The sequence below is a fragment of the Persephonella marina EX-H1 genome (genome assembly GCF_000021565.1).
Lineage (GTDB): Bacteria > Aquificota > Aquificia > Aquificales > Hydrogenothermaceae > Persephonella > Persephonella marina.
In genome coordinates, this window is record NC_012440.1 from 407,997 (window position 1) to 434,490 (window position 26,494).

31 protein-coding genes are annotated in these 26,494 nt (G+C 35.5%); 14 read left to right on the top strand and 17 right to left on the bottom strand.

Translation table 11 applies throughout. The features are described 5' to 3' along the window. Entirely contained in the window at positions 1 to 243 is a 243-nt protein-coding gene (locus PERMA_RS02250) for an AtpZ/AtpI family protein (protein ID WP_012675478.1), read from the top strand. On the opposite strand, the gene PERMA_RS02255 is transcribed toward PERMA_RS02250, so the two are convergent. The 12 genes from PERMA_RS02255 to PERMA_RS02310 form a co-directional block, all read right to left on the bottom strand. Next, on the bottom strand, positions 240 to 1,223 hold the full coding sequence (locus PERMA_RS02255) for a DHH family phosphoesterase (RefSeq protein WP_012676782.1): 984 nt from the start codon (positions 1,221 to 1,223) through the stop codon (positions 240 to 242). The two genes, PERMA_RS02250 and PERMA_RS02255, sit on opposite strands and share 4 nt — an antisense overlap. Positions 1,224 to 1,236: 13 nt before the next feature. Beyond that, positions 1,237 to 1,884, bottom strand: coding sequence for an endonuclease III (gene nth, locus PERMA_RS02260; protein WP_015898910.1), 648 nt, complete (start codon positions 1,882 to 1,884; stop codon positions 1,237 to 1,239). 1 nt (position 1,885) lies between these two features. Continuing rightward, complete coding sequence (locus PERMA_RS02265; protein ID WP_012675313.1) at positions 1,886 to 2,776, bottom strand: 5'-3' exonuclease; 891 nt, start codon at positions 2,774 to 2,776, stop codon at positions 1,886 to 1,888. Positions 2,777 to 2,784: 8 nt separating this feature from the next. Then, complete coding sequence (locus PERMA_RS10825) at positions 2,785 to 3,570, bottom strand: M23 family metallopeptidase (protein ID WP_012676761.1); 786 nt, start codon at positions 3,568 to 3,570, stop codon at positions 2,785 to 2,787. A gap of 4 nt (positions 3,571 to 3,574) precedes the next feature. Beyond that, a complete protein-coding gene (hemB, locus tag PERMA_RS02275) occupies positions 3,575 to 4,552 on the bottom strand; it encodes a porphobilinogen synthase (protein ID WP_012675936.1) in 978 nt (325 codons plus the stop codon). A 45-nt stretch (positions 4,553 to 4,597) separates the two neighbouring features. Next, on the bottom strand, positions 4,598 to 5,302 hold the full coding sequence (locus tag PERMA_RS02280) for an RsmE family RNA methyltransferase (protein WP_015899031.1): 705 nt from the start codon (positions 5,300 to 5,302) through the stop codon (positions 4,598 to 4,600). After that, positions 5,302 to 6,120: a metal ABC transporter permease gene (locus PERMA_RS02285; protein ID WP_012675334.1), complete on the bottom strand. Its 819-nt coding sequence runs from the start codon at positions 6,118 to 6,120 to the stop codon at positions 5,302 to 5,304. Before PERMA_RS02285 ends, PERMA_RS02280 begins: the two co-directional genes overlap by 1 nt. A gap of 7 nt (positions 6,121 to 6,127) precedes the next feature. Continuing rightward, positions 6,128 to 6,895, bottom strand: coding sequence for a metal ABC transporter ATP-binding protein (locus PERMA_RS02290; RefSeq protein ID WP_012676900.1), 768 nt, complete (start codon positions 6,893 to 6,895; stop codon positions 6,128 to 6,130). Beyond that, positions 6,892 to 7,917 (bottom strand): zinc-binding dehydrogenase, encoded by a 1,026-nt coding sequence (locus PERMA_RS02295; RefSeq protein WP_012675944.1) that lies wholly within the window; start codon positions 7,915 to 7,917, stop codon positions 6,892 to 6,894. Before PERMA_RS02295 ends, PERMA_RS02290 begins: the two co-directional genes overlap by 4 nt. A gap of 1 nt (position 7,918) precedes the next feature. Continuing rightward, positions 7,919 to 10,084, bottom strand: a complete 2,166-nt coding sequence (feoB, locus tag PERMA_RS02300; protein ID WP_012675789.1) for a ferrous iron transport protein B — start codon at positions 10,082 to 10,084, stop codon at positions 7,919 to 7,921. Beyond that, positions 10,074 to 10,307: a FeoA family protein gene (locus PERMA_RS02305; protein WP_012676877.1), complete on the bottom strand. Its 234-nt coding sequence runs from the start codon at positions 10,305 to 10,307 to the stop codon at positions 10,074 to 10,076. The genes feoB and PERMA_RS02305 overlap by 11 nt, the downstream gene beginning before the upstream one ends. A gap of 85 nt (positions 10,308 to 10,392) precedes the next feature. After that, complete coding sequence (locus PERMA_RS02310) at positions 10,393 to 11,073, bottom strand: site-2 protease family protein (RefSeq protein ID WP_012676653.1); 681 nt, start codon at positions 11,071 to 11,073, stop codon at positions 10,393 to 10,395. A 79-nt stretch (positions 11,074 to 11,152) separates the two neighbouring features. Here PERMA_RS02310 and PERMA_RS02315 point away from each other — a divergent pair, with 79 nt between their 5' ends. Next, complete coding sequence (locus PERMA_RS02315; protein WP_012676952.1) at positions 11,153 to 12,475, top strand: UDP-N-acetylmuramoyl-tripeptide--D-alanyl-D-alanine ligase; 1,323 nt, start codon at positions 11,153 to 11,155, stop codon at positions 12,473 to 12,475. On the opposite strand, the gene PERMA_RS02320 is transcribed toward PERMA_RS02315, so the two are convergent. Further along, entirely contained in the window at positions 12,450 to 13,118 is a 669-nt protein-coding gene (locus PERMA_RS02320; protein WP_012675849.1) for a hypothetical protein, read from the bottom strand. The genes PERMA_RS02315 and PERMA_RS02320 overlap by 26 nt on opposite strands. 64 nt (positions 13,119 to 13,182) lie before the next feature. On the opposite strand from PERMA_RS02320, the gene gap reads away from it, so the two are divergent. Beyond that, on the top strand, positions 13,183 to 14,190 hold the full coding sequence (gene gap, locus PERMA_RS02325) for a type I glyceraldehyde-3-phosphate dehydrogenase (RefSeq protein ID WP_012676093.1): 1,008 nt from the start codon (positions 13,183 to 13,185) through the stop codon (positions 14,188 to 14,190). A 218-nt stretch (positions 14,191 to 14,408) separates the two neighbouring features. Here gap and PERMA_RS02330 read toward each other — a convergent pair whose 3' ends face one another. The 3 genes from PERMA_RS02330 to trpS form a co-directional block, all read right to left on the bottom strand. Next, a complete protein-coding gene (locus PERMA_RS02330) occupies positions 14,409 to 14,678 on the bottom strand; it encodes a PIN domain-containing protein (protein ID WP_012676098.1) in 270 nt (89 codons plus the stop codon). 118 nt (positions 14,679 to 14,796) lie between these two features. Next, positions 14,797 to 15,108, bottom strand: coding sequence for a type II toxin-antitoxin system CcdA family antitoxin (locus PERMA_RS02335; protein WP_012675263.1), 312 nt, complete (start codon positions 15,106 to 15,108; stop codon positions 14,797 to 14,799). Positions 15,109 to 15,220: 112 nt separating this feature from the next. Then, positions 15,221 to 16,474, bottom strand: a complete 1,254-nt coding sequence (gene trpS, locus PERMA_RS02340) for a tryptophan--tRNA ligase (RefSeq protein WP_012676338.1) — start codon at positions 16,472 to 16,474, stop codon at positions 15,221 to 15,223. A 78-nt stretch (positions 16,475 to 16,552) separates the two neighbouring features. On the opposite strand from trpS, the gene PERMA_RS02345 reads away from it, so the two are divergent. After that, positions 16,553 to 19,003 carry a DEAD/DEAH box helicase gene (locus tag PERMA_RS02345; RefSeq protein WP_012675237.1) on the top strand — a complete coding sequence of 817 codons (2,451 nt, stop codon included), beginning with the start codon at positions 16,553 to 16,555 and terminating at the stop codon, positions 19,001 to 19,003. Here the strand turns inward: PERMA_RS02345 and PERMA_RS02350 are convergent. Further along, positions 18,996 to 19,844, bottom strand: coding sequence for an SIR2 family NAD-dependent protein deacylase (locus tag PERMA_RS02350; RefSeq protein WP_012675549.1), 849 nt, complete (start codon positions 19,842 to 19,844; stop codon positions 18,996 to 18,998). The two genes, PERMA_RS02345 and PERMA_RS02350, sit on opposite strands and share 8 nt — an antisense overlap. Before the next feature lie 130 nt (positions 19,845 to 19,974). Here PERMA_RS02350 and PERMA_RS02355 point away from each other — a divergent pair, with 130 nt between their 5' ends. The 10 genes from PERMA_RS02355 to PERMA_RS02400 are packed head-to-tail and all read left to right on the top strand — an operon-like array spanning position 19,975 to position 26,494. Next, positions 19,975 to 20,226: a hypothetical protein gene (locus PERMA_RS02355; protein WP_041530861.1), complete on the top strand. Its 252-nt coding sequence runs from the start codon at positions 19,975 to 19,977 to the stop codon at positions 20,224 to 20,226. Continuing rightward, the gene (locus PERMA_RS02360) at positions 20,223 to 20,621 is read left to right on the top strand and encodes a hypothetical protein (RefSeq protein WP_041530862.1); all 399 of its coding nucleotides are present in this window, start codon (positions 20,223 to 20,225) and stop codon (positions 20,619 to 20,621) included. Before PERMA_RS02355 ends, PERMA_RS02360 begins: the two co-directional genes overlap by 4 nt. Beyond that, complete coding sequence (locus PERMA_RS02365; protein WP_012676439.1) at positions 20,618 to 21,457, top strand: hypothetical protein; 840 nt, start codon at positions 20,618 to 20,620, stop codon at positions 21,455 to 21,457. The genes PERMA_RS02360 and PERMA_RS02365 overlap by 4 nt, the downstream gene beginning before the upstream one ends. Beyond that, positions 21,420 to 21,878, top strand: a complete 459-nt coding sequence (locus PERMA_RS02370; protein WP_041530863.1) for a MotA/TolQ/ExbB proton channel family protein — start codon at positions 21,420 to 21,422, stop codon at positions 21,876 to 21,878. Before PERMA_RS02365 ends, PERMA_RS02370 begins: the two co-directional genes overlap by 38 nt. Continuing rightward, complete coding sequence (locus tag PERMA_RS02375; RefSeq protein WP_012675682.1) at positions 21,879 to 22,277, top strand: ExbD/TolR family protein; 399 nt, start codon at positions 21,879 to 21,881, stop codon at positions 22,275 to 22,277. Then, complete coding sequence (locus PERMA_RS02380) at positions 22,264 to 22,932, top strand: hypothetical protein (protein ID WP_012676681.1); 669 nt, start codon at positions 22,264 to 22,266, stop codon at positions 22,930 to 22,932. Before PERMA_RS02375 ends, PERMA_RS02380 begins: the two co-directional genes overlap by 14 nt. A 9-nt stretch (positions 22,933 to 22,941) precedes the next feature. Continuing rightward, the gene (locus tag PERMA_RS02385; protein WP_012675538.1) at positions 22,942 to 23,469 is read left to right on the top strand and encodes a lytic transglycosylase domain-containing protein; all 528 of its coding nucleotides are present in this window, start codon (positions 22,942 to 22,944) and stop codon (positions 23,467 to 23,469) included. Next, positions 23,466 to 23,879, top strand: coding sequence for a hypothetical protein (locus PERMA_RS02390; protein WP_041530864.1), 414 nt, complete (start codon positions 23,466 to 23,468; stop codon positions 23,877 to 23,879). Before PERMA_RS02385 ends, PERMA_RS02390 begins: the two co-directional genes overlap by 4 nt. 11 nt (positions 23,880 to 23,890) lie before the next feature. Next, complete coding sequence (locus PERMA_RS02395) at positions 23,891 to 24,259, top strand: hypothetical protein (protein ID WP_041530865.1); 369 nt, start codon at positions 23,891 to 23,893, stop codon at positions 24,257 to 24,259. Positions 24,260 to 24,295: 36 nt separating this feature from the next. Continuing rightward, on the top strand, positions 24,296 to 26,494 hold the full coding sequence (locus PERMA_RS02400) for a hypothetical protein (RefSeq protein WP_012676289.1): 2,199 nt from the start codon (positions 24,296 to 24,298) through the stop codon (positions 26,492 to 26,494).

The window sequence follows — 26,494 nt, forward strand, 5'->3', positions numbered from 1 at the left end:
ATGAAAGAAAAGAGAAAAGGTTTTACAGAGTATCTTTCTATAGGTGCTATAGGATTACATCTTGTTTCTGGAATAATAGTAGGTGTCCTTATAGGATACCTACTTGATCAATATTTTGATACATCTCCCTATCTAACGATAATATTCTTTTTCTTTGGCATAGCGGCAGGCTTCTGGAATATGTACAAGGATGTTCAGAGATACATAATCTCTGAAGAAGAAAAAGAGAAGGAGAAAGATTAGGCAACCTTAACAGGTTTTAGAGATTTCTGTATCTCTGTCTTTATAGCATCTACAAGCATTTTTCTGACATTTTCTTCTGAGCCTATAATCCTGCATCCAGCAGCATCCTTATGTCCTCCACCACCAAACATTCTGGCTATATTCTGGACATTCACCTTTCCTTTTCCCCTTAATGATACCCTCCATGTTTTAAGGTCAGGTTTCTGTATCATAATAAATGCAACATCCACATCCTCTATACTTTTTGCAAAGTTCACAAAACCTTCCGTTTCCTCCTCTAAAGCTCCAACCTCATCTATAAATGATCTTCTTACTACGAGTGATGCTATATGTCCTTCGTAATCCATCTTCAGTGTTGATAAAACCCTGTGAAGCAGGTGTATAACATTAGGTCTGTTTCTCTCATAAACCATAGTTGATATGTATGACGGATCTGCTCCTTTCTCAACAAGGAATTCGGCCATCTCAAAAGCTCTTTCATCAACGTTGTTGTACCTGAATGAGCCTGTGTCTGTCATAAGTCCTGTGTAAAGACATTCAGCTATCTCTTTATCTATCTGTTTCTCATCCCATCTTTTGAGTATCAGTCCTACCATATATGTTGTTGATGGTGCTGAAGGATCAACATAGTCGTAATCACTTTCCTTTATTCCGCCAACGTGATGGTCTATCCTTATAACCTCTCTTCCTTTAATATCAACACCTGTTCTGTATAGTCCGGCTGCATCAACAAGGATGATAAGATTGTATGTATTCTCAGGGAGAAGTTTCTCTATCTTGTCAGAATCCGGCAGGAAGTTGTATATGTAGGGTAGATCATCTTTCATTGCCATCCTTACATTTTTGCCCTCTTTTATTAAAAATCTGTAGAGGGCTATCATACTTCCTATACCGTCACCATCAGGGTTTTCATGGGTTACTATAAGTATCTCACCTTCTTCCCTTTTAATTCTCTCAATAACAGCTACTTCCCCTTCCATTTTTCCTTCCTCTTTAAAGATTTTTTTTGTCATAGGGACATATATCTAAAAGGGCACACTCTTTACATTTAGGATTTTTAGCTTTACATATATATCTTCCAAAAAGAACCATCGCTTTTGAAATAAAAATCCAGTTTTCCTTTGAAAAGAACTCTGCAAGATCCTTCTCTATTCTATCAGGGTTGTTGGATTCTGTAATGCCAAGTCTCTGGCTCACCCTTTTTACATGTGTATCAACGACAATAGCAGGTTTATTAAAAGCGTTTACAAGTATGACAGATGCTGTTTTCCTTCCAACACCTGGAAGTTTTGTCAGGTCGTCTATATTATCAGGTATCTTCCCGTTAAACTCTTTTACTATTGCTTCACAGCACTCCTTGAGAAGTTTTGCCTTTCTTCTGTAGAAGTTTATCTGTTTTATATCATTCTCTATCTGTTCCAGTGGAGCTTTTGCTATAGATTCTGGATCAGGATACTTTTTGAAAAAGACAGCTGTAACCTCGTTGACCTTTTTATCTGTAGCCTGAGCGGCGAGGATTGTTGCAACGAGAAGCTGGAATGGATTACTGAATTTAAGATCAATCCAGGGTTCTGGGAAATGTTTTTTCAGCCCCTCTATAACAGCCTGTTCTGTAAGATTTCCTTTTTTATCTTTTTTCATCTCAGAATAAGGTTCTCTGCTCCACCTTTTTTTCTATAACCTTTTTCTTCTCAATATCCTTCAGCAGTGATTTGAAACCAAGCTCCTTAAATATATCTCTAAGCTTTAATAGATCTGCTTTCTCTTTTTTCAGATCCTCAGGCTGTATATCAATATCTATATTTTTCTCAAGTGAAACAAGGAATATATTCTCTTTTAATCTTTCTTCAGCTTCCTCAAAAGCCTCTTTAAGTTTTGGCTTTAACTGATCTTTATGTTCAAGAATATTTTTTAAATTTCCGTACTGATTTAAAAGCTTCTCAGCTGTTTTAGGTCCCACTCCTCTCACACCGATAATGTTGTCAACTGTATCTCCTATCATTGATAGATAGTCCACAAACTGCTCAGGGTATATACCGTATTTCTCTTTTACCTTTTCCCTGTTAAATATCTCTCCTGTTACAGGATTAAGTATAAATACTTTTTCATCAATGAGCTGCATCATATCCTTGTCCGGCGTTACTATAATAACCTCAAACCCTTTATCTACAGCCTTTTTAGCTATGGTTGCTATTATATCATCAGCCTCGTAACCAGGTATCTCAAGTATCTTTATTCCCCATAGTTTTATGATCTCTTTTATTTTTGGTATCTGGACCTTAAGCTCATCAGGTGTTTCCTTTCTTGTTGCCTTGTATTCTTTGTATTTCTCATGTCTGAATGTCTTTCCGGGAAGATCAAAAACAACAGCCATATACTCGGGGTTCAGCTCTTTTATGAGGGTTGATATCATTCTTATGAATCCGTATATAGCTCCTGTAGGTTCACCTTTTGGACTTGTAAGTGGAGGGAGTGCGTAAAAGGCTCTGTACAGGTAAGAAGACCCGTCAACAAGTACCAGCTTTTTATCCATTTATTACCTCAGAAAGCATTATACCTGTTTAAATATAAATACTTAAGTGGATTAAGCAACCTTCCGTATCTTCTTATCTCATAATGTAGATGAACACCTGTTGATCTGCCTGTACTCCCTGCATATCCTATAACCGTTCCTGCCTTTACCCTCTGACCTTTTTTAACTCTGATCTTGAAAAGATGTCCGTAGTATGTCTCATACCCATACTTGTGCTTTATTATGACAAGTTTTCCGTAACCGCCTGACCAGCCTGCAAACTTTACAATACCGTTTGCTGTTGCAAAAACAGGCTGTCTCGGCTGAGCTCTCAGGTCTATACCAGCATGGAAGGCAAGTTTCCCATTAAATGGGTCCTTTCTGTATCCAAAACGGGATGTGAGTCTTCCATAAAGCGGGACACCAACAGGTATCTCAGCCATAACCTTTAAAAGTTTTTCCATACTGTTCTCAAGTGTTGATGCGTAAAACTCGAGATTTTCCTTTCTGTCTGCAGGTATAAAAAGACCACCCTGTGGTAGTTTTATCTTTATGCCCTTTCTACGTAATGTTTTGTTTGCCTTTTTTATCTTTTCTTCTATGCTTTTCAGCTTTCTTGCGAGCTTTTCTTTCTCTTCAACAGCTTTTTTAAGCTGTTCCTCTTTTTTAGTTAACTCTTCCCTTAAGAGATTTACCTCTTTTCTCAGTTTTTCAATCTCTTCTCTATTTCCTGATGATTTTAATGCTATAAAAAGCGAGATCACAGATATTAAACCCAGAACTGTCAGATATACCTTTGTGTAATTTTTTCCCATCTTTTTATCCGGTTTTCAGTATTTTGGCTGCTTCTTTTGCGTGGTATGTGATTATTATATCTGCTCCAGCCCTTTTTATTGAAGTGAGAGTTTCCATCATAACCTTTTCCTCATCTATCCATCCAAGCTTTCCTGCTGCCTTAACCATTGAGTACTCACCGCTAACATTGTAAGCAGCAACAGGAAGGTTAAAGTTCTCCCTCAGATCACTGATTATATCAAGATATGCTAATGCAGGCTTTACCATAATAATGTCTGCACCTTCCTCAACATCAAGCTGGACTTCCTTCAGAGCTTCCCTTCTGTTTGCAGGATCCATCTGGTAGCTTCTCCTGTCTCCAAAAGCTGGTGATGACTCAGCAGCATCTCTGAAAGGACCATAATATGCTGAGGCATATTTTGCTGAGTAGGACATTATAGGAATATCTGTGTATCCTGCCTGGTCAAGAGCTTCTCTAATAGCTTTAACAACACCATCCATCATTCCTGAAGGGGCAACCATATCTGCTCCAGCTCTGGCGTGTGAGACAACCTGTTTTTTTGTGTTCTCAAGTGTTGGATCGTTTGCAACCTCATGATCATGTAAAACCCCACAGTGACCGTGCTCTGTGTACTCACAGAAGCAGACATCTGTGATAACGTAAAGATCAGGGCATCTTTCTTTTATATACCTTATGGTTCTCTGTATTATCCCTTCATCATTCCATGTTTCTGAACCAACAGCATCTTTATGCTTTGGTATTCCAAAAAGTAAGACAGCGGGTATTCCCAGATCAACAACCTGTTCAAGCTCCTCATCAATTCTGTCAAGAGAGTATCTGTAGATCCCCGGCATTGAAGGTATCTCTATCTTTATATTCTCCCCTTCCTCTATAAATAAAGGGTATATGAAATCATTAACTGAGAGCTCAGTCTCCCTTACAAGCCTTCTTATGTTCTCATTCTTTCTTAATCTTCTCGGTCTTACAGAAGGAAACCCCATCTAATTCCTCCATTAATTTTAAATTTTTATTATGTTATCAGAAATTTAATCAAATAAAAATCTTATCTGACATATTCCTGTTATAACAGCTGTTTCCATCCTCAGTATATTCTTTCCCATTGTTAAAGGTATAAACCCTTTATCCTGTAGTATCTTTATCTCACCTTCTGTAAAACCACCTTCAGGACCTATAACAACGGAAACGTTTTTTAATTTTTTATCCAGAAACTCCTTTACTGTCCTCTTCTCTTCCTTTTCGTAAAAAACGAACTTACCTTCATCGTCCGATTTTATATCCTCAAGTTTAACAGGATTTTCAATAATAACAGGATAGAGCCTTTTACACTGTTTAATTGAGTTTAAAGCTTTTTTTTCCCATTTTTTTATCTTTTTCAGAACATCTTTTGTCTTTACGGCGGAACGTTCTGATATTACAGGGACAAATCTGTAAACACCTAACTGGGATACACCTTCTATAATATCGTCTATCTTTGACAGCTGGTTCGGCATACACTGGTAAAGTGTTATTCTGAAATCCTCCTCTTCCACTTTTATTTTCTCTATTATTCTGCATTTTATATACCTTTTTGTTATCTCCAAAACCTCTGTAAGGTATACATTACCTTTCAGATCGTTTATCTCAATCCTGTCTCCGGTCTTCACCCTTTTTACTTTTGCGTGTTTAAGCTCATCCTCAGTAAGATATGCATAACCATCTTCAACCTGACCTATAAATCTTTCGTAACCCATCACACACTTTTCAGCCCTGTTATCTTCTTAATGAGTATAACAAAGGCGAATGTCATTGAGTATATGAAAACTATAGTGGCTCCAGCAGGTAGATTGTAATAAAAGGAGATAAATATACCTGTTAAAACCATAAATATACTGATAATAACCGATGATATAAGTATCTTTTTGTAATGCCAGAAAACCTGTCTTGATAAGGCTGCTGGAAGTATCATCATAGCAGATGAGAGTATAACACCAACAAGCTTAACAGCCAGTATGGTTGCTATTGATATTATCAGTATTATCCCGTAGTAAAGAAAACCTGTATTTATCCCACTGACGTATGCAACATCCTCATTGTAACAGCAGAACATTATCTTCTGAAAGAAGAAAGCTATAAATGCGAGTGATAAAAAACTGAAAAGTAACAGCATGTATATCTCTTCACCTGTTATGGTCAGTATATTACCAAAAAGGAAGGTGAACATATCTGAGCTGTAGTTTGGTGTAAATGTGAGAACTATCACACCAAGAGCCATTGAAAGTGAGAAGAGGATACCTATTGATATATCCTCATGTATATCTCCTTTTCTGCTTATATAACCTATAAATAATCCAATTAAAGCTGCGAACACCATACCTGTTAGAGGTGGTGAGATACCGAGGAAAAGGCCTATAGCGAGACCACCAAATGCTGCATGTGATATACCTACAGTTATAAAGGACCAGTTTTTCAGATTTATAAATAAAGAGAGAACAGATAGTAAAACAGCAAGAATTATTCCACCTATCAAAGCCTTCTGCATAAATGGTATCTGTAAGATCTCAAGCATCATCCTGAACCTACTTAAAGTCTATATGAAAATGTTCACATGCTACACACTCAGGTGAATGAATTATAAGCTCAACCTCTGCACCGTATATATTCTCAAGAACCTCTTTTTTGAAGAACTCCTTTGGATGACCGTAAAAATGTAAAAATCTGTTAAGACCTGCAACCTTATCAACAAATCTTCCTACAACGCCGATATCATGTGATACCATAACTATTGTCATATTTTTCTCTTTTTTAAGTCTCTGGAGGAAATCGTAAAAGCTTTCCTGTGCAACAACATCTATTCCTGTTGAAGGTTCATCAAGAAATATTATCTCAGGATCTGAAACGAGAACCCTTGCTATAGAGACCCTCTGTTGCTGACCTCCAGATAGACTGCTGTATGGTTTGTTTTCAAACCTTTCCATCCCTACATACTTAAGATACTCCCTCGCTTTTTTAAGCTTTTTTTCCTTAGGTATCTTTTTGTTTATAAGCCCGAGCATAACTACATCAAGAACTGAAAATGGGAAATCCTTTGGAACGCTTGATTTTTGGGGGAGATATCCTATCTTCCCTGTTTTTACAGCCTCTCCTGGCGGTTTTCCTAAAAGCTTTATATACCCTTTATAAGGTTGAATAAAGCCGAGGATGGATTTTATAAGTGTTGTTTTTCCACCACCGTTTGGTCCAACAATGGCTATTATCTCTCCCTTCTCAACGGAGAATGTTATATTCTCAATTATCGTTCTCTCGTTTATCCTTACAGAAAGATCATTTACCTCAAGAATCTTCATAATCTTACCACTATCTTCCCGAAGAACTGTCTGCTCAGAAGTTTTTCATAGGCTTTCTTTACGTCCTCAAAAGAGAAAACAGAGTCTATAACAGGTCTTAGCTTTTCTGGAAAGAATTTTAGATAGTGTGAAACCTCTCCTTTTGTCCCCATATAAACACCATGTATATCTATATTTTTACCGAAAACAGCCCTCAGGTTTATCTTTGGCTCACCACCTGTTGTTGCCCCAAATGTAACTACTGAACCACCTTTTTTACAGCAGGCTATTGATCCTGAAAATGTAGCCTCTCCAATATGATCCACAACTATATCACACATCTCCCCATCTGTTATCTGTTTTACCCTTTCTACAAAGTCCTCATCTTTATAATTTATAACATGGTCAGCTCCCAGTCCAAGAGCTTTCTCAATCTTCCAGTTATCTCCAACTGTTGTTATAACCTTCGCACCAAGCATCTTTGCTATCTGTATTCCTGCAGTTCCTACACCGCTGCCCCCACCGTGTATAAGAACGGTATCTCCAGCCTTTATTCCGCTTCTTGTGACAAGAGAATGCCACATTGTTGTGTATGTTATTCCTATAGCTGAGGCCTCCTCAAAGGAAAGACCTTCTGGGATTTTAAAAAGATTTAAAGCCGGAACCTTCACATACTCTGCTGATACGCCGTCTGTTAGAACACCTAATATAGAGTAGCTTTTACACTCGTTATCCCTGCCTGATAGGCATCTTTCACATATCCCACATGAGAGACCCGGATATACTATTACACTGTCCCCTTCTTTCACATTTTTTACAGCTGATCCTTTTTTTACCACAACACCTGAAGCATCTGATCCAAATATGTGGGGCATAGGTATTTTAGCTGGATACTTACCTTCCATGATCCATATATCAAGATGGTTAAGGGAGAAAGCCTTTACCTTAACAAGAACCTCATCTTCTTTTATTTCAGGCTGGGGAAGTTCACCTATCTTTATATTTTCATAACTTCCGTGTTCCTCATAGTATGCAGCTCTCATCCTAACCTCCAGCTATGATTTTTCCAGCATTATAAACGATAAATGCCATAATCCACGCAGATGTAAAACTTATAAGGATTGAAACACCTGTCCATCTCCAGCTGTTAAGTTCCTGTTTTATAGCAAAAACTGTTGCCATACATGGTGTGTATAGCAAGAGAAAAACAAGGAAAGATATCGCTGTCAGAGGTGTAAAGGAGTCCCTTACAGCTTTTATGAGAGAGCTGTCCTCTTCCTCCTCTTCAGCTTCCATCTTGTAAAGTCCAAAGATTGAGAGGAAGTTTTTACCCATATCTATGTTTGCGTTTATAAAACCTTTCCCTATCTCTAAAAGACCTTCTGATAGTTTAACCTCTTCAGGTTTTTCCTCAACGATCTCACCTGAGTATATATTTCCCATTGTGGAAAGGACGACCTCTTTTGCCACAAAACCTGATATTAAAGAGCCTGCCGCTTCCCAGTTCCCAAATCCAAGAGGGTAAAATACAGGCGCTATTGTATGACTTATCTTTCCAAACAGGCTGTCTTCTGGCTTTTTTACTCCTATTGGGAAATGTAGTAAAAACCATATGACGATAGATGTTGCAAGTATGAAAGTTCCGGCTTCATAAAGGAATGCTTTTGTTTTTATCCATGCATTTCTGATTATAAATCTGACTGTTGAGAATCTGTAAGGTGGGAGTTCAAGAATGAATGGAATAGCCTCAGCTTTAAAAACAAATCTCTGTAAAAGGATAGCAACTACTGCCGCAACGATTATACCAAGTATATAAAGGAAAAGAATAACAGCTGTCTGGTACTCTGTAAAAAATATCGTAACAAAAAATGCGTACACTGTAAGTCTTGCACCACAGGACATAAACGGGATCATAAGTGTGGTCAGTATCTTTTCTTTAGGATTTTCAAGAGTTCTAGTAGCATAGACCGCAGGGACGTTACAGCCAAATCCTATAAGCATAGGTATAAATGATTTTCCGCTGAGACCAAAAACGGCCATAACCCTGTCCATAAGGAAAGCAGCCCTCGCCATATAGCCGCTTCCCTCTAAAATAGCCATAAAGATGTATAGGAAGAACAGAACAGGAACAAAAACAAGAACGAAACCAACTCCTCCTATAATACCTTCGGTTATAAGTGATCTCAGCCATGGGGATGTTCCTATATCTGTAAGAAAGTGATAGACGATAGGAGCGATAACATCACTCAGTGAGCTGTCAAGCCAGTCAACATACGGAGCTGAAAGCTCAAATGTGAATTTAAATAAAAGCCACATAAAAAAGAAGAATATAGGAAATCCAAGTACTTTGTGGAGAAATATCTTGTCTAAAAATAATGTGAGATCAAACTTCTCTTCAGATGTTTTTCTTACACACTGTTCATATATACTGATTATTATTGAGTATCTCTCCTCAACTAGAAGTGTCGATATATCCCTGTGGTAAAGCTTTTCCAGTTTTTCCCTTATAAGCTTTGCCTGATTGAGTATTCTGCTGTCAACAGCAAGATCTATAAAAAATGTGTTTCCCTCAACAAGTGAGAGGAGTAAAAATCTCTCAGGGTATATATCAAGTAAAAGGGGCTGTATATTTTTTATGCACTCCTTAAGTTTTCTGAGTTCATCCTCAAGCTGATCCTCAAGATGAAGTGAGCAGTGGAATCTCTCCTTATTTTTGTATATCTGGATAACAGCGTCAAGTATCTCAGATACACCTTCACCCTTTATTGCTGTCGTCGGTATAACCTTACAGCAGAGAAGTTTTTCGAGTTTATTAACATCTATGCGGATACCCTTTTCCTGAGCCTCATCCCACATATTCAGGGCTATAACAAGTGGAAGATCTATCTCAAGAAGCTGGATAGTCAGGTATAGATTTCTTTCAAGGTTTGTTGCATCTACAACGTCTATAACAAGATCCGGTTTTTCCTTCACAAGGAAATCTATCGCTATCTTTTCCTCAGCAACATCATTGCTCAGGCTGTATGTTCCTGGAAGGTCAACAAGATGAATCTTGTATCCTTTATACTCTATGATGGCCTCTTTTTTCTCAACTGTAACACCTGGCCAGTTTCCAACGTGAAGGTTTGTTCCTGCGAGAGCGTTTATGAGTGTTGTTTTTCCTGTGTTTGGATTACCTGCGACAGCTACCTTTATAACCTTATCTGCCATTACATTCCTCAACTATAATCTTGTCAGCATCAGCCTTTCTTACAGCAAGGCAGTAATCCTTTATCTTTATTTTAACAGGTCCTCCGAAAGGTGAGACCTGTATAACCTCAACTGTCTGTCCCGGAATAAGACCCATCTCAAGAAGTTTTCTCTTAAGTGCAGGATCAAATCTCAGCTCCTTTATTTTACAAAAGCTGCCAGCAGGTAATTCAGATAGCCTCATAATCTTTCCTCTTGATTTATATTCAATCTCAATTATATACTTTTTTCAAAACAATTCCATGACTTTAATCAATTTAAATCACCTTTTAAAACCCCAGTAAAATTCTGGTCAGATACATATAAGGGGGTATTATGATAATATTCAATACCCCAATAAATAATAATATTATAACTATTATAAATCCATACTGTTCAACAGGTTCAAGTTTGTGTTCAAGTTCAGGTGGGAGAATGCTCATAAGAACCCTTCCACCGTCTAAAGGTGGTATCGGAAGAAGGTTAAATATGGCGAGGATAACATTTATACTCACAGAATACTGGAAAAATATCAGGAGAGGTGTGACGACTGATTTTATAATCCCTGGACCAAAAACCGAGACGAGGGTTCCTAAAACAGCATCTGATGATAGTATCTGGTAAGAGATACCAAAGAATACAGCAGCTATAAAATTAACTGATGGTCCTGCAGCAGCTGTTACAGCCATACCCTTTCTGTAACCTAACTTCCTGAAGTTTGCAGGATTTATAGGAACAGGTTTTGCCCATCCAAAGAGTATAGGAGATTTAGCAAGTATGAGAATGATCGGAACTAAAAGTGTTCCGACAGGATCAACATGTGGTAAAGGATTGAATGTGAGTCTTCCTGATATTTTTGCCGTTGGATCTCCAAGCCTGTAGGCTATCACTCCATGTCCAAGTTCGTGTATAATAACTGCAAACATCAGAGCAGGAATCATAAAAATGAGCTTAGTTATATCAAATTCCATCTTGCCCTCTTTGTTTATTTTTTTATCAGCCTATTTTATATTATTTAACCTATCGTTTTAAGTGGTGCAATGATTAAAGATGAAGATTAAAGAGATATTAGAGATTGTAAAGGGCAGACCTTTAAAACTGAGGGATGCTGATAAAGAGATAAAAAGGTTCATCATTGACAGCAGGAAGGCTCAGAAAGATAGCTTTTTTGTTCCGCTTAAAGGATCAAAAGCTGATGGTCATGATTTTATAGATGATGCTCTAAAGAAAGGTTCATCCGGTTATCTCACATCTATTGAGACAGATTACAAAAACGGTATCCTCGTTGATGACACCCTTAAAGCCCTTACTGAGATAGGGATATTTAAAAGGAAAAAACTGAAGAAAGCTGTTGGTATTACAGGAACTTCAGGAAAAACAACAACAAAGGAGATTCTGAGATTTCTCCTCTCAGATATATTCAGGGTTTACGCAACAGAAGGAAATTACAACAATGAGATAGGTCTTCCTCTAACCCTTTCAAATATTCCGGAGAATACTGAGGTGGGGGTGTTTGAGCTTGGGGCAAGTAAGAGAGGTGATATAAGTAAGCTTGTTAGTATTTCAAAACCTGAGGTTAGGGTTCTCACATCTGTAGGACACGGTCATATTGAGGGTTTTGGATCTTTTGAAGGTGTTGTTCAGGGTAAAGGTGAGATATTTGATGGTGGTGAGATATCTGTTCTTCCAGAGGATCTGAAGATCTATTATATGGACAGATTAAAAAAATACGTAACTTTTGGAATCTCTGATTACGCTGATATAAAGATATCTGAGATAAACATAACTCCAGAAGGAACTGCAGGTACTGTAAGCTATAAGAATGATAAGATCCGTATAACCGTTCCAGTTTACAGCAGGGCTTTGTTTAACAATATAGCCGCTGCCCTCTCTGTTCTTTATGCACTTGATATAAACCCTGTAAGATCAGCTGAGAAACTGAGAGATTTCAGTCTGCCTGAAGGGAGGGGTAAAGTTTTAAGAAAAGGATCATTAACAGTGATAGATGACAGCTACAACGCAAACCCTCTATCTGTTAAAAATGCTATTGAAACCCTGAGCGGTATCCCTTCTTTCAGGGTTCTTATCCTTGGAGATATGCTTGAGCTTGGTGACCTGTCAGAGCAGATGCATATAAAAGTGGGTAAAGAAATACTCAGCTCAGATATAGATCTTATACTTCTTTACGGCAGGGAAACATACCATACATACACTGTAATAAAGGACAAAAAGAATTCGTACCATTTTGATGATAAAGAAAAACTTTACAGAAAACTTATGGACAGCATAAAGGATAAAGAGTGTGTTCTTCTTGTTAAAGGCTCAAGGGGTATGAGAATGGAGGATATTATTGAGAAAGTTCTTCAATCTTAGCTTTTATCCATCTCTTCATAACATTTGAGCTTATATTAACACTGTGTTCCCTTAATGTTCTGTCTATACTGAATCTGTCTTTCTCCATAACCTCTAATAGCTTTTTTAAGCTTTCAACAACTGAATCACTTTTTATTCCTGTGTTTTTACTGAATATCTCAATAAAGTCTATCAGGTGGTACTCATCATCTATATAGGCGATATCAACTGCATAAAGTATGTTTTCAGGACAGTTAATAAGATCAAGAAGAATCCTGTGGTATATCCCTTCAAGATCTTCCAGGTATAGCCCTATCTCAAGCTTTGTTTTTTCAAACATATCTTGAAATATATCTTTTATCAGGTTGATTTTTAGATTTATCCCATCTTTAACAGTACTTACAGATACCTGTGGTACCTTTTCAGGTATCTGCCATCTTTCAGATATGGATACCTCCCTGATATCTATAACATCTTTTAACTTCTCCGATACGTTTTCAGGGTTTTCTGTATATATCTGAATTGTGTCTGTTATTCTGTGCTGGGAGTAAGCTCTTACAAAACCGAAAGATCCGGATATTATAAGTTCTTCATCAAGATTTCCAAGTTCAGTAAGTATCTTATCCTGTGCATCTAAAAGTTTTCCTACATCTGTTATAAACATTTTCCATTCCTTAATCTGTTGTAATGTTAAAATATAATGGTAAAGAAATAAATGGAGGATGTAAATGGCTATCAAAGTTGGAATTAACGGATTTGGAAGGATCGGTAGAAACTTTTTCAGAGCCTGTGTTGATAATCCTGAGATAGAGATTGTAGGCATTAACGACCTTACAGATGCTTACACACTTTCACATCTTCTAAAATACGACTCTGTTCACGGTAGATTTTCAAAGCCTGTTGAGGCGAAGGGTAACTCTATTGTTGTTGATGGGAAGGAGATTGAGGTTACAGCTATAAAAGATCCTGCCCAGCTTCCGTGGAAGGATCTTGGGGTTGATATTGTGATAGAGTCAACAGGTGTTTTCAGAGACAGGGAAGGTGCTGGAAAACATCTTCAGGCAGGAGCTAAAAAGGTTATAATCTCAGCTCCGGGGAAAAACCCTGATCTGACTGTAGTTCTTGGGGTTAATGAGGATCAGTACGATCCTGAAAACCACCATATAATATCAAACGCGTCATGTACAACAAACTGTCTCGCTCCTGTAGCTAAAGTATTAAATGATGAGTTCGGTATTGTTAAAGGTTATATGGTTACAGTCCACGCATACACGAATGATCAGAGAATATTAGATCTTCCTCACAAGGATCTAAGAAGGGCGAGAGCTGCTGCAACAAATATAATCCCTACAACAACGGGAGCAGCCAAAGCTGTAGGAGAGGTTCTCCCTGAACTTAAAGGTAAGTTAGACGGAACAGCAAGAAGGGTTCCTGTTGCTGACGGATCACTTGTTGATCTTACTGTTATACTTGAGAGAGAGGTTACTGAGGAAGAGATAAACTCAAAGATGAAAGAGTATGCTGAAGGTAAGATGAAAGGCATACTTGAGTATACTGAAGATCCTATAGTTTCACAGGATATTGTAGGAAATCCTCACTCATCAATATTTGATGCTCTCTCAACAAAAGTAATAGGTGGAAATTTTGTTCATGTAGCTTCATGGTATGACAATGAGTGGGGTTACTCAAACAGACTGAAAGATCTTGTTCTTTTCATGGCTGAAAAGGGACTTTAAAATAAGGGGCTTTCGCCCCATTTACAAATTGTAGTATTATCTCTTTGATAACTCAGTTGAAGGATAACTGGTTTCCGCTAAGGGTTAGAATTTCTTAAAAGGGTAAAACTTGAAAAAGAAAGCGAAGCAGTCAAAAAATATAACGGTGAATTTTGCGATACAATACACAAAGAAGAACTAAGGTCAAAAGGTTTCCTCAGCTGTTACTGGCTCTCATGTCATGAATTTTTATTTTTTGATATATTCCTTGAAAATTCAGACAACAAATTTTCCTCTGGATAATGTTTTACGTTATGTGTGATTATCTTTAACCCATACTTTTTTGCAGTTGCCATAATAAGGCAATCAACAGTGGATAAGGTTATACCTTTTTTTCTATATTCTCTATAAAACTTTGCTCCTATGTTTACTATATCGCTATCTATATTTATTATCTCAAAGCCTCTCACCAGATCTTTAACTGCCTTTTCCTGTTTTTGAATAAGCACCCCTTAAAAGCTCGTAATCAGGTAAGCATAACCGTTAATTAGTAAATCTTTTACAATTGATACTGCAAACTCCTGCCCTTTCAAAAAATCTATACAGATATCGGTATCAACGATGAACTTATCTGTTAATTCTTTCCTCCTCTATGGATAAATCTTCTTGCCTCATTTTATCTACATATTCCACACCTGTTTCCTTCAAGTCCTTAAAAGCACCTGCAGTTGATATCGTCTTTTCTATTTTTTTTCTCTTTATATACTCTGATAAAGCTTCTTTAACTATTTCACTGAAGTTATGAGAAATACCTTCTGCTTCTCTATACAACTCTTCAGGTAAAGATATTGTTTTTTTATTGTTGCCATAGTTATACCTCTCGGTATGAATTTTATTCCATACTATAATATCTTTGATATGCCTGTCATAAACTTTCAAGAAAGAAGATCTCAACAACCTAAAAGGCAAAGGGTAAGATAACAAAAAATTCAAAGAGATAAAAATAGATTATTTACCCATATGACCGTATAAATTTTACCGTAGTTGTATTTCAGAACTCCCACAGCTTCATAGCCTTTCTCACCTCAACCATTGTTTCAGAGGCTACAGCCCTTGCTTTTTCAGTTCCTTCCTGTAAAACCTTCTCATACTTTGGGATATCTTTTTCTATCTCTTTTCTTCTCTCCCTGATAGGATCAAGAAAGCTGTTCAGGTTTTCTGCAAGTATCTTTTTACAGTCAACACAGCCTATCTCTGCTTTTCTACATTTTTTATCAATATCAGAAACTGTCTCGCTATCTGTGAATATGTTGTGATACTCAAAAACTATGCATACATCAGGATTTCCAGGGTCTGTTCTTCTTACTCTCTGGGGATCAGTTTTCATCTCAAGAACTTTTCTGTTTACAGTTTCTCTGTCGTCTGAGAGGTATATGGCGTTGTTGTAAGATTTTGACATCTTTCTGCCGTCAATACCGGGAAGTTTTGATTCTTCTGTCAGTAAAGCTTCAGGTTCAGGGAATATCTGATCGTAAAGATTGTTAAACCTTCTTGCTATCTCCCTTGTAAGTTCTATATGTGGTAGCTGATCCTCACCTACAGGAACGGCATCAGCCTTATAAATCAGAATGTCTGCAGCCTGAAGAACAGGATATGCGAGAAATCCAAGTGTGTCTATATCTTTTCCAACATCTCCTTCCTCAAGATTTCTGACTACCTCTTCAACGATCTTTTTCTGAATTCCGAATCTCATTAATGTCTCTTTAAGCCATTTAAAATCAATCCCTTTCTGGTTATAAAATGCCCTGTGGAAAGCTTCCCTTAAATACTCTTCAAATATCTTGTTTTTCTGCTTTCCTGTAGCCTTTTCTAAGGCCTGATCAAAACTCTCAGGAGGTGGTGTGAGAATTATCTTTATCTGTTTTCCTGCTAAGAAATCCCTCATATACTGGTAGTAAAGGTTGAATTTCAGATCCTTGTAAGAAGGGTTTAACTCAAGCCAGCTTTTTGGTGTTATCATTGAGAATAAAAGTGCAAGTTCCGCATGCTCCTTTACACCTGACTGGACAAAAAGTGTTGCTTTTTCTGGATCTATCCCACATGACAGCCAGTCAATTATCATCTGTCTCACATTCTCTTTTAACTGGTCTGTCTCTTTGTACTTGTTTGTCAGGGCGTGCCAGTCTGCTATAAAAAACTTACATTCGTATTTTTCCTGAAGCTGTAGCCAGTTTTTTATAACACCAAGGTAATGTCCAAGATGAAGTCTTCCAGTTGGTCTCATTCCACTGAGAACTTTTTTCATCAACTTCCTCCTGTTTGGTACTAATTTCAATTATATAACAGATAGAAATTTCAGGTTTATGTGATATATTCTTATCTTATGGAAACTTTAAGATACTACAGGAACAGAATAGCTTACTCAAGGATAATCCCACCTGTTTTTCCTGAATACGGTCAGTTTGATTTTAAGAACGAGAAGCTAAAAAGTTTTTTAGAGAGAAAAGATATAAAGCTCTACTCACATCAGGTAGAAGGACTTAACGCCGTAAAAGAAGGGAAAAATATTGTTGTAACAACACCTACAGCATCAGGTAAATCTTTTATATACATACTTTCAATACTTGAAAGGCTGAAAGAGAATCCTGAGACAAAGGGAATTATAATCTTTCCCCTCAAAGCTTTAGCCCGGGATCAGTATGGAAAGATAATGGATCTTATACTTGAGACCGGTATAGATGCAAGAGTTGATGTTTATGATGGGGATACAGACAGAGAAAAAAGACAGGAGATAAAAAAAGATCCACCAACATTTCTTATAACAACACCTGATATGCTGAATGCAGGGATACTTCCTTATCATACAGGCTGGTCTTCATTTTTTGAGAATCTTGATTTTATAGTACTTGATGAGATTCATGCTTATAGAGGAATACTTGGATCCCATATAGCAAATATAGTGAGAAGGCTGAAGAGAATAACAGGATACTACAGAACAAAAAAGCCTGTTTTTATAATGAATTCTGCAACAGTTCACAATCCATCTTCTTTTGCATCTAAGCTTATTGGAGAGGAGGTTGTTGAGATATCAAGATCAGGTGCACCATCACCTGAGAGGGAGATACAGATCTTCAGGAATTTAAGATCCTCTGAGACAGCAGAGCTTATAGCAAATACAGTTATTGAGGATATATCAAGTATCGTTTTTGTTGACAGTAGAAAGGAGGCCGAGATACTGTCACTCAGGGTTAAGGATATTCTTGTAAAGAAAGGGAGAGATGATCTGGTAGATAAGGTAAGTCCTTACAGATCTGGTTACACACCTGCAGAAAGAAGAGAGATAGAGTTTAAACTTCTTACAAAAAATATACTTGCTGTGATCTCAACAAGTGCCCTTGAGATGGGTATTGATATTGGAGACCTTGATAACTGTATTCTTGTTGGATATCCTGGAACCCTAGCACAGCTCTGGCAAAGATTTGGAAGAGCTGGAAGAAGGGATAGGAAGGCATACAACATTCTAATACCAAAAAGGAATGCGTTAGACCAGTACTTTGTTAAAAATCCCGAGGAGCTTTTTTACAGAAAGATGGAAGAACCTGTTATAAATCCGGAAAACAGATACATACTTAAAAAGCACCTTCCTGTGATGGCAAGTGAGATACCTATAAAGCTTGATGAACTTTCTGAAAATGAGAAAGAGGTTGCAAGGGAGCTGTATAAGGAAGGCATTATCAGATTTTCAAATAACAAGCTTTACGCTTCAAGACAGAAGCCTTTCAGCATTAGATCAGCGGGAGAGAGTTTCAGGATTGTTGAGACAGTTTCAGGAAGAGTTATAGGAGATATATCTGAGGATATCGTCCTTTACGAGGCACATCCTGGAGCTGTTTATTTACATAACGGAGAGAAGTATATAGTTGAGCATCTTGATATGGAAGGTAAGGTTGTTTATGTGGTTCATTCTAATATCTCCTATATAACAGAGCCTTTGAAAGAGTCTTTCATAGAGATAATAAAGGTTGAGGATTTCAGGAAAGCGGGAAGTATAGAGATTTTCAGAGGGAAGGTAAAGGTAAAAACGACTGTTGTAGGATACTCAATGAGGGACATTGAGTTTGACGAGAAGATGAACGAGGAGTTGTTTGATCCTGATAAGTATCTATCAAGGGAGTTTGAGACTGTTGCTTTCTGGTGGACAATGCCTCAGGAATGGGAAGAGGAGATCATACACAGAAATTTAAAACATAACGCAAGAATGCTTTACAGCTTTATCATCCAGAAGGGAAAACTTTACACAGGGAAGTTTGTATACTCTGATCTTGTTTTTGAGAATCTACTGAAGTTCAGAAAAAGTGGGGATATTACAGCTTTTGAGTTTGCATTAAAGGCAACAGAGAGTTTTGTAAGCAGACTCAGCCAGAAGGAGAAAGAGCAGTTTAATGAGTATAAAAGAAGGATAAAAGAGAGAAAAAACGGATTTTTAGGTGGGTTACACGGTGTTGAACACGGTCTTATAGGTATTTATCCACTTTTTGCTATGAACGACAGATGGGATATAGGAGGTTTATCAACACCTTTCTTCCCTGAAACAGGAAGACCTACAGTTTTTATTTACGACGGTTATGAGGGTGGTGTTGGGTATTCAGAGGTTGGGTTTAACAGACTTAAGGAGATGATGGAAAGTACATATAAAACGATCTCAAAATGTGGCTGTATATCAGGCTGTCCATCCTGTATTTACTCGCCAAAATGTGGAAACTCAAATGATTATCTTGATAAAACAGCTTCTATAATTCTTTCCCACAGAATACTGAAAGAGCTTTCTAAATGATCCCTTCTGTTATAGCTTTTATACCTTCAAGTCCACCAAGTGGTATTGATATATCTCTTCCTGAAGGAATATCATAATCTCTCGGGTTTATTCTTATTAATGTTCCAAATATCCTTTCTTTTACCCTTTCAGAGAACATTCTAACGGTAGGAACAGCCTTTCCGGCACCTATCTCTATTATGGCTACCTCATAGCCTTTATCATCTACATCAAAAAGCCATCTATCAAGTCTGAACTCCTGTCCTGACGTTCTGTGGGGTATCCATTCCCAGTCTCCAAACATAAGAATATTAGGTCTTGCAAGTCCACCGCAGTATGGACAGGATGGGAGAGGATCCTTTGCCTCAAAACTTTCCATATCAATATCAATCTCAACACCGTCAGCAGACCAGATCTGATCACAGCAGGGCTGAACACACTGGAGGTGGTGTATTGATCCGTGAATCTCTACGATCTTTTTTTCGTCAAAACCTGCCTTCTGAAACTGACCGTCAACATTTGATGTGAAAACGAAATAGCCACCTTTTTTTGACTCACCTAATCTTCTGAGTATGTTAAATCCTTCGTGTGGCTGGGTGTTCCTGTAAAGGTGGAGTCTGTGTCCATAAAAAGCCCACGCAAGCCTTGGATTTTCTCTAAACCATCTTGGATTGGCAAGCTCTTCAAATCTAAGACCAAGTTTTTTTGCTATAGGATACGCCCTCCAGAAACCCTCTGTTCCCCGAAAGTCAGGCAGTCCGCTGTCAACACCCATTCCAGCACCGGCTGTTATAAGGATCGCATCCGCCTTTTTTATAACTTCCTTTGCCCTATTTATTTCCTCTGATGTTTTGTCTAACATCGGTTTTTACCAAACTATTCTAAATTTTTTGTAAAGTATATCCTCTTTGTTCACTTGAATTCAACAAATTATGTCAAAAATCCCTTTTCAAATTTCTTGATAAATAAAAGACTATAAAGGAGTTTGAAGGATGGAAACTGAAAAGCAAGATAGAGAGCTTTTGAAGATACTTATAAACACTTTAGACCAATTAGATTTTCTTGTCAAGATAAACTCCAAATATTTATCTGAGAATAAAGATTTACAGTTAATATATCTGCAAAAATTGAAAAATATTAAAAGACTTATTGTTTCTCAGAAAACATTAATTTGTCAAAAAAACTTAGAATTACTTCTTATAGACATAGAAAGAATTAAATCTACCCTGGAGGTTCCAAGATGAAAATAAAAAAACTTTTATTATTGCCAATTATTTTTATTCTTCTTGCAAAAAATGTTTTTGCCGAGCAATTATATCACCTCGCCAATCAGGATATTCATAATAACTTTATAAAAATCGCTCTTAATTTTGAGAAGGGCAATTTCGCTATCATACCAAAACTTATTTCCCGAGAATCTATGGCATGTATTGATAGATTTAAAATTAGCATAGCTGCCTCCAGAAATGACCCTTGTAATTGTATTAGAGAAATTAATGAAAACTTAAAAGGAGATAAACTTATTTTCAGTTTGGCGTTTTGCAATTACATCTTATACCTTAGAAAAAATAAGGATATAGACCTTCTCAATATAAATACCTTCTTATTTACAAAATATAAAACGGAGGAACTAAAATGAGAACAATAAAAAATGTATCTAGCGTAGTTTTTTTACTCTTAGCTATTGTTTTTCAGATTTTATGTATATCCGCTTACGCGAATGATGCATATTCCAGTGAAGAGGTTTTAATAAGAAAAAAATTACGTGAGAATGGGAAAAAACTACAGGAGAATAGCAAAGAAATTAAGTCTTTGTTGAATGAATTGCAGGAAAATCTGAAGAAAATTGAAAAGGAGTGCGGTACACCCGTCAAGAATAAAGCAAAAGAGGAATATTGCCGTAAATCAAAAGTATACGAAACTTGGAACTATTACATTAAGCTTTTTGATGCTTTAAAAAAACAAGAAAAAACACTGATGCAAAGATATAACTTACTAAAAGATTATAGAAGCTCTGGAGTTACAGATCATCAACAAGAGTTTAAAGCTTTTCTCAGAGAATCTAAAGATACAGGAAGGAAAATTGTTGCTGTATATACATCAATGAAGGATTTTCTTCCAGAAAGAGAAGCAAAATTATTGGAGAAAAAAATCAGAAACTTAAAGAAATACTTAAAGAGGCAAAAAAAGATAGAAGAATTTAGTAATCAGTTAGGTGATTCTGTGGATATTGAAATAATACGTTCACATACAAGGGATGCTATATATGAAATAAACCAACAACGAGAGGCAATCAGAATAGTACTTTTAGGTTTTTACAATACATACTCTGGTTTGAAAAATAACTTAAGTAATATTTCTCTTGAGGAAATATTTGAAGTTGCAAAACCACTGTTAAAAAAGCAAAAAGAAGAAATAGAAATTGGAGGAGAAGAAAATGAAGAGATCACAGAGTATTTCTTTGAAGACCTTTAAGTATTCGTACTTATTCTCTTTGTTAATACTGATTGTTGGGTTTATGATGTTTAGAGAAAATATAATACTAACAACAAAGTGGTTATTAAATAAAGGTGGGATTATAACTATATTCATTATTATAATTTCCGTATTATCCTTAGGTTCTTTAATATGGGACATAATAGACAAGGGAAAACCAAGTGAAAAAGTTCTATTTGTCCTCTCTTTTTTAGAAGTTCACGCAACTACATTGGGTTTGCTTGGTAGCATTATAGCTTTAGCCTTTAAGAGCCCCAGCATATTCGAAAATGACCGTATAAATAATGCTGCTCTAATGAACGTTCTGTCAGAAGCATGGCTTTCAACTATCGCGGGATTAGTAGTTACACTGATCGTAAGCCTGATTCTAAGCTATGAAAAATCTAAAGGAGGTGATTAGATGAAATTCCGTCAGGGTGGGGGAAAGGTATCTGTAGCTTTTATAGATGTTTTCTTTAACCTGATGTTTTTGTTCTTGATACTTGCAATTATCCATAATTCATCAAACGAAGCAACAGAACTTGATGCAAAAGATAGAGAAAAAAACACAGGAAATATGCAAATACTTGATGATTCTTATTATATAGGATTGAAAAATAATAAATGGGTTGTATCTAAAGATAACCGCGAAGTTTTGATTTCTGACTTTGAAGAAATAATCAAATGGATAAAACAAAATAAGCCAACTTCAGTTGTCATATTAGCAGACTCTAAGAAAAGAATTAGAATGAACCAGGTTTTTAAGATTATAGAAGCAATACAGAATTCTGGAGGAAACATTTACTATGCATTCCAATAGAAAAAAAATAATATTTTTTAGCATGGTTGTAATGATATTATTAATGTTTAAACATATTAATCAGAAACATCCTATTTCTCTGAACAAAAGCGATATTCAAAAAAAACAACATCCTTCATATAGAAATCTAATTAAAGTAGACTCTCACCAAATACATAGCTATAAAAAAACCAAAGAAGCAAGGAATAACTACAAACATAATACGCTACCCGTAAAAATAAAGCTCCACTTGTCAAAAGATGTAATTTTTCTTTTATTAAACAAAAATTCTAAGGTTTTCGTCTTTACTGGTAGAGGTAAAAATTCTTCCATTTTAGGCTACCTCGACTCAGATCTAAGAATTAAAGAACTGAGTAACATACCTGATACTATAATTGGCTATCAAATAAAGCTATTATCTGCTGAAAGAAGGTTGATTTATGAGAAAAACTATATATGTAACAAGTTAAATTGTAAGTTGTTTTTACAACTTGATCCAAGATTAAAAATAATTATACAAAACTTAGTAAAAAAAGAAATCAAAAATAGGAATATATCTAAAATAGTATCTGTAAATGTTTCCCTCTTTGCACAAAAAGGGTATCTTTATCTAACAATTGATAGCATTCAATTAGAAGGAAAGAAAATACCCATAAAGAAAGTCTATCCAATATAGGAGGGAGCAATGATATTGAGGATTTTTCTTATGGTACTATTAAACCTATCAATGGTACCAAATCTTTTCGCAGAAACTATTGATAAGAATGAGTGTATATTCAAATACTCAAGGACTTATTCCTTAGAAGAACTTTTTAAAGAAATGTATAAACTTTCAAAAAAATTTGATTTAGACCCGGATTTGATTTATTCCATCATTTATGTAGAAAGTAAATGGGACCCATGTGCAGTTTCCCATAAAGGTGCTATTGGACTTATGCAAATAATGCCTACAACGGCTTTGATATTCGATAAAAACCTTAAAACTGAGGAATTATTTGACCCAATAATAAATATGGAAATAGGAATTCTTTATTTTAAAGCACTTTTATCATATTACGAACAGTTTCATCCAAAAGCAATTGCTATTAAAAAGGCCTTAATTGCCTATAATGCAGGTCCTTACGCAAAGAGTATTCCTTCAGAGAGTAAAAATTACGTCAAAAAAGTCTTTAAAATTTTCTATAAATTAAAAAGTAAGGAGGCAAAAAGATGAAAAAGTCAGGATTTATCATAATGACATTTATAGCCTTGTTTTTATTCTCCTGCACCCCAAAAGGAGTAAATACTACATTACAGAAAACCAACTATAAAAAAACACCCTTATTAAGAATTTCCAGTAAAAAAGCCCAAATATTAGAGGCAATTGAATTAAATCTCAAACAGGGCAAGTTTGATGAAGCAGTTAAACAATGTGAGGACATTGTTTATGGCGATTATGAAAACATGGGAGTGAAGTGTATAGCCTCAACCTATTACTCCTTAGCTTATTTACTACAGGGAGATATAGAAACCTTTCTTTCTGTTGGAAATTATATGGAAGAGTTTTGTAGTGGCTTCAAAACCATACCAAAACAAACAGAGGTACTCATCAACTTATATAACAATTGGAATAGAAAATCTTAAGGAGGATAGCTATGCAGATATTAACAGGAATTTTAATACTTGTCATTCTGCTTATAGCTGGTTCGTTCTTTTTGCAGGGAAAAAAAGAAAATTTACTCAATCTACCGACTCAAACAGACGTAAAAACAAGCAAACAACACACAAAAGATGTTAAAACCCAACAAAATAGTTATTCTCAGAAAGAAGAGTTAAAAGATGAGTTGGAAGATAACCAGGAATACACTTCTAAAGATAACTCTGAAAAACACGAAACTATTGATGAAAAGATTGAACATTACTCTTCTTTTTATGATAATGAAATTTACAAAGATAAAGTTGAAGAGTTAGATAAAAATTTAGAGGACTTGGCTGATAAAACTGCTGAAAGAATATTTAATTGATATATTGATATACTATGGTCAGGGAGGTTTATAAATATGGGGAACATATATACAACACATACAGATGAACTTAACAAAATAAATCCTTCCTTGAATGCGAAACCCCTAAATGAATTTAATATAGATGAACTTACTAGTGAGGATATTGTAATATTCTTTGATAGTATTTACAGTGACTTTATTTCAAACAGGATTATTAACAAGGAAGTTCAAAAAATAGAAGAGCCCGAAGATATAGTAACCGTAGAACTACCATTTATGATTAACTTTGGAGATGAAAATAATCCGATGTTTTTCTTCAGCACAGAAAATTTAGAGGATTTAAAGGAAGAAAGACTTTTTTTACTAAATGATGTTTTTCATATAATTTTAGACTTTGTATTATACGATTTATTAGAAGAAATAGAAAGAATAAAAATGTCCCAGGAACTCAGTGAACTTGCTGAAGCCGAGCTTACATTAAGGTCTGCAATTCAAAAAAAAGACATTATCCGTATTATAGATAGACATCATTTCGGAACAATATTTTTAGCAACTTTCAATATAGATATGGGTAATAAAATTTACATGTTCCTTTTCAGGGGAAAAATTTCATGGAACAGAAAGGACAACAATGGTTTCAAACCCTTCATAATACGATACGAGGAAACAATAATTGAAAAAATAAAAGAAGCTATAAATACAGGAAAATTAAACTTAAAAGAGCAAAATATTAATGATGCAAAACCTGATGGAACAACCATTGATTTCAATGTGGAAGATACAAAGCTAAGTATTTATGAAGTGAAAGACCTTTCCAAAAAAACTGCAATTATACTGCTTGATATTAACAATAATGTAAAGAAAATTATTTTTCCTAAAGAACTGAAAATTAATAACGAGGTTTTATATGGTTTTGAGTTAGATGTTGAGGATTTTAATAACGAAAATAAATTTTTCGTTGAATTGAATAAAAAAGACAAAAACATCTTATTAGATATATATAAAAACCTAAAAAACAAGTACATTGAAATAAAAAATGATGACGGAAATACAATTAAAGAAATAAACTTAGGTAGTATGTTTTTAGAAAACTTACAGAAATCTTTGCTTTATGAGTTTAATAAAGAGCATAGGCTTTTTAATAAGCTAATCAAGCTGAATGGAAAAATAAATTACTCCTTTTATGAAAAAATTATGGAAATTATAAAAAACTCTTTAACAAAAAATTATATTAATCAAAATCCTGAGCTTTTAAGCAAATTGTTTGATATTTTATTACAAAGAGGAAATAAACTTCCACATATCGAAATTATATTTACAACACGAGATATTCTGAAGAAGTACAATAGAAATGAAGAGAATATACCAGGCTTTTTGAAAAGATTAGGTAATTACTATGTAATAAAAATAATACAGAAGTTATTTGAAGAAAAAAAGAAAACAAATAAAGGAACGAATAAAAAAAGTCAACCATATGACGCAAATCGTCATTATAATATTTCTGAAAATACTGATGAAGAATATGAAGATATTGACGAAGACAAGAAATATCTCTCGCGAGAGGCCATTAACACATTAATAAAGCAGCCAACTCTTATTGATAATAAGAGAGGGCGTAAAGAAAACAAATTAAACAAACTTTTATTGCTTACATTTTATCTCGCCGATGGATTAATATATTATCGTAATAAACATGCACCCAAATGTAAACTTAGTGCAGTTTACGGATATATAATGGAACATAACTCCGAAGGAAAAAAATATAGATATAATTCGGCAAAAGAGATTAAGGGAACTTATAACTGGGACGCAGGTATTTTCTCCATCATTGAGTTTGTGGGTAAAAATGACAATGAATACTGTGTATATAGGGAACTCATTGATTTTCTAAACAAATCTTATTCGAATGAAGAAAAAGAAATTTCGGGTATTATTTTCAAAGCAGCTGAAACTTTAGATAAGTTAACAAAAGAAGTGGTTGCTGAACTGGTTAGTAAAAAGAAAAGAGAGGATTGTACAGATGAATTAAAAAACAGAATCCTAAAAGAACTCTATCCACAAATCTTAATCTTCCTCAATGATAATCTAAATCTCTATATACTAAGTAAAGAATGCCATAATCATGAAATAAAAGAATACTTTGAAAATCCATTTGTACCAGCAACAAAAATAAATGGACTATATAACCGATATAAACAAGGAATAAAAAGATTGTTTGAAGAAGCTCGAAATGTAGCCATATCAAACAAGTAA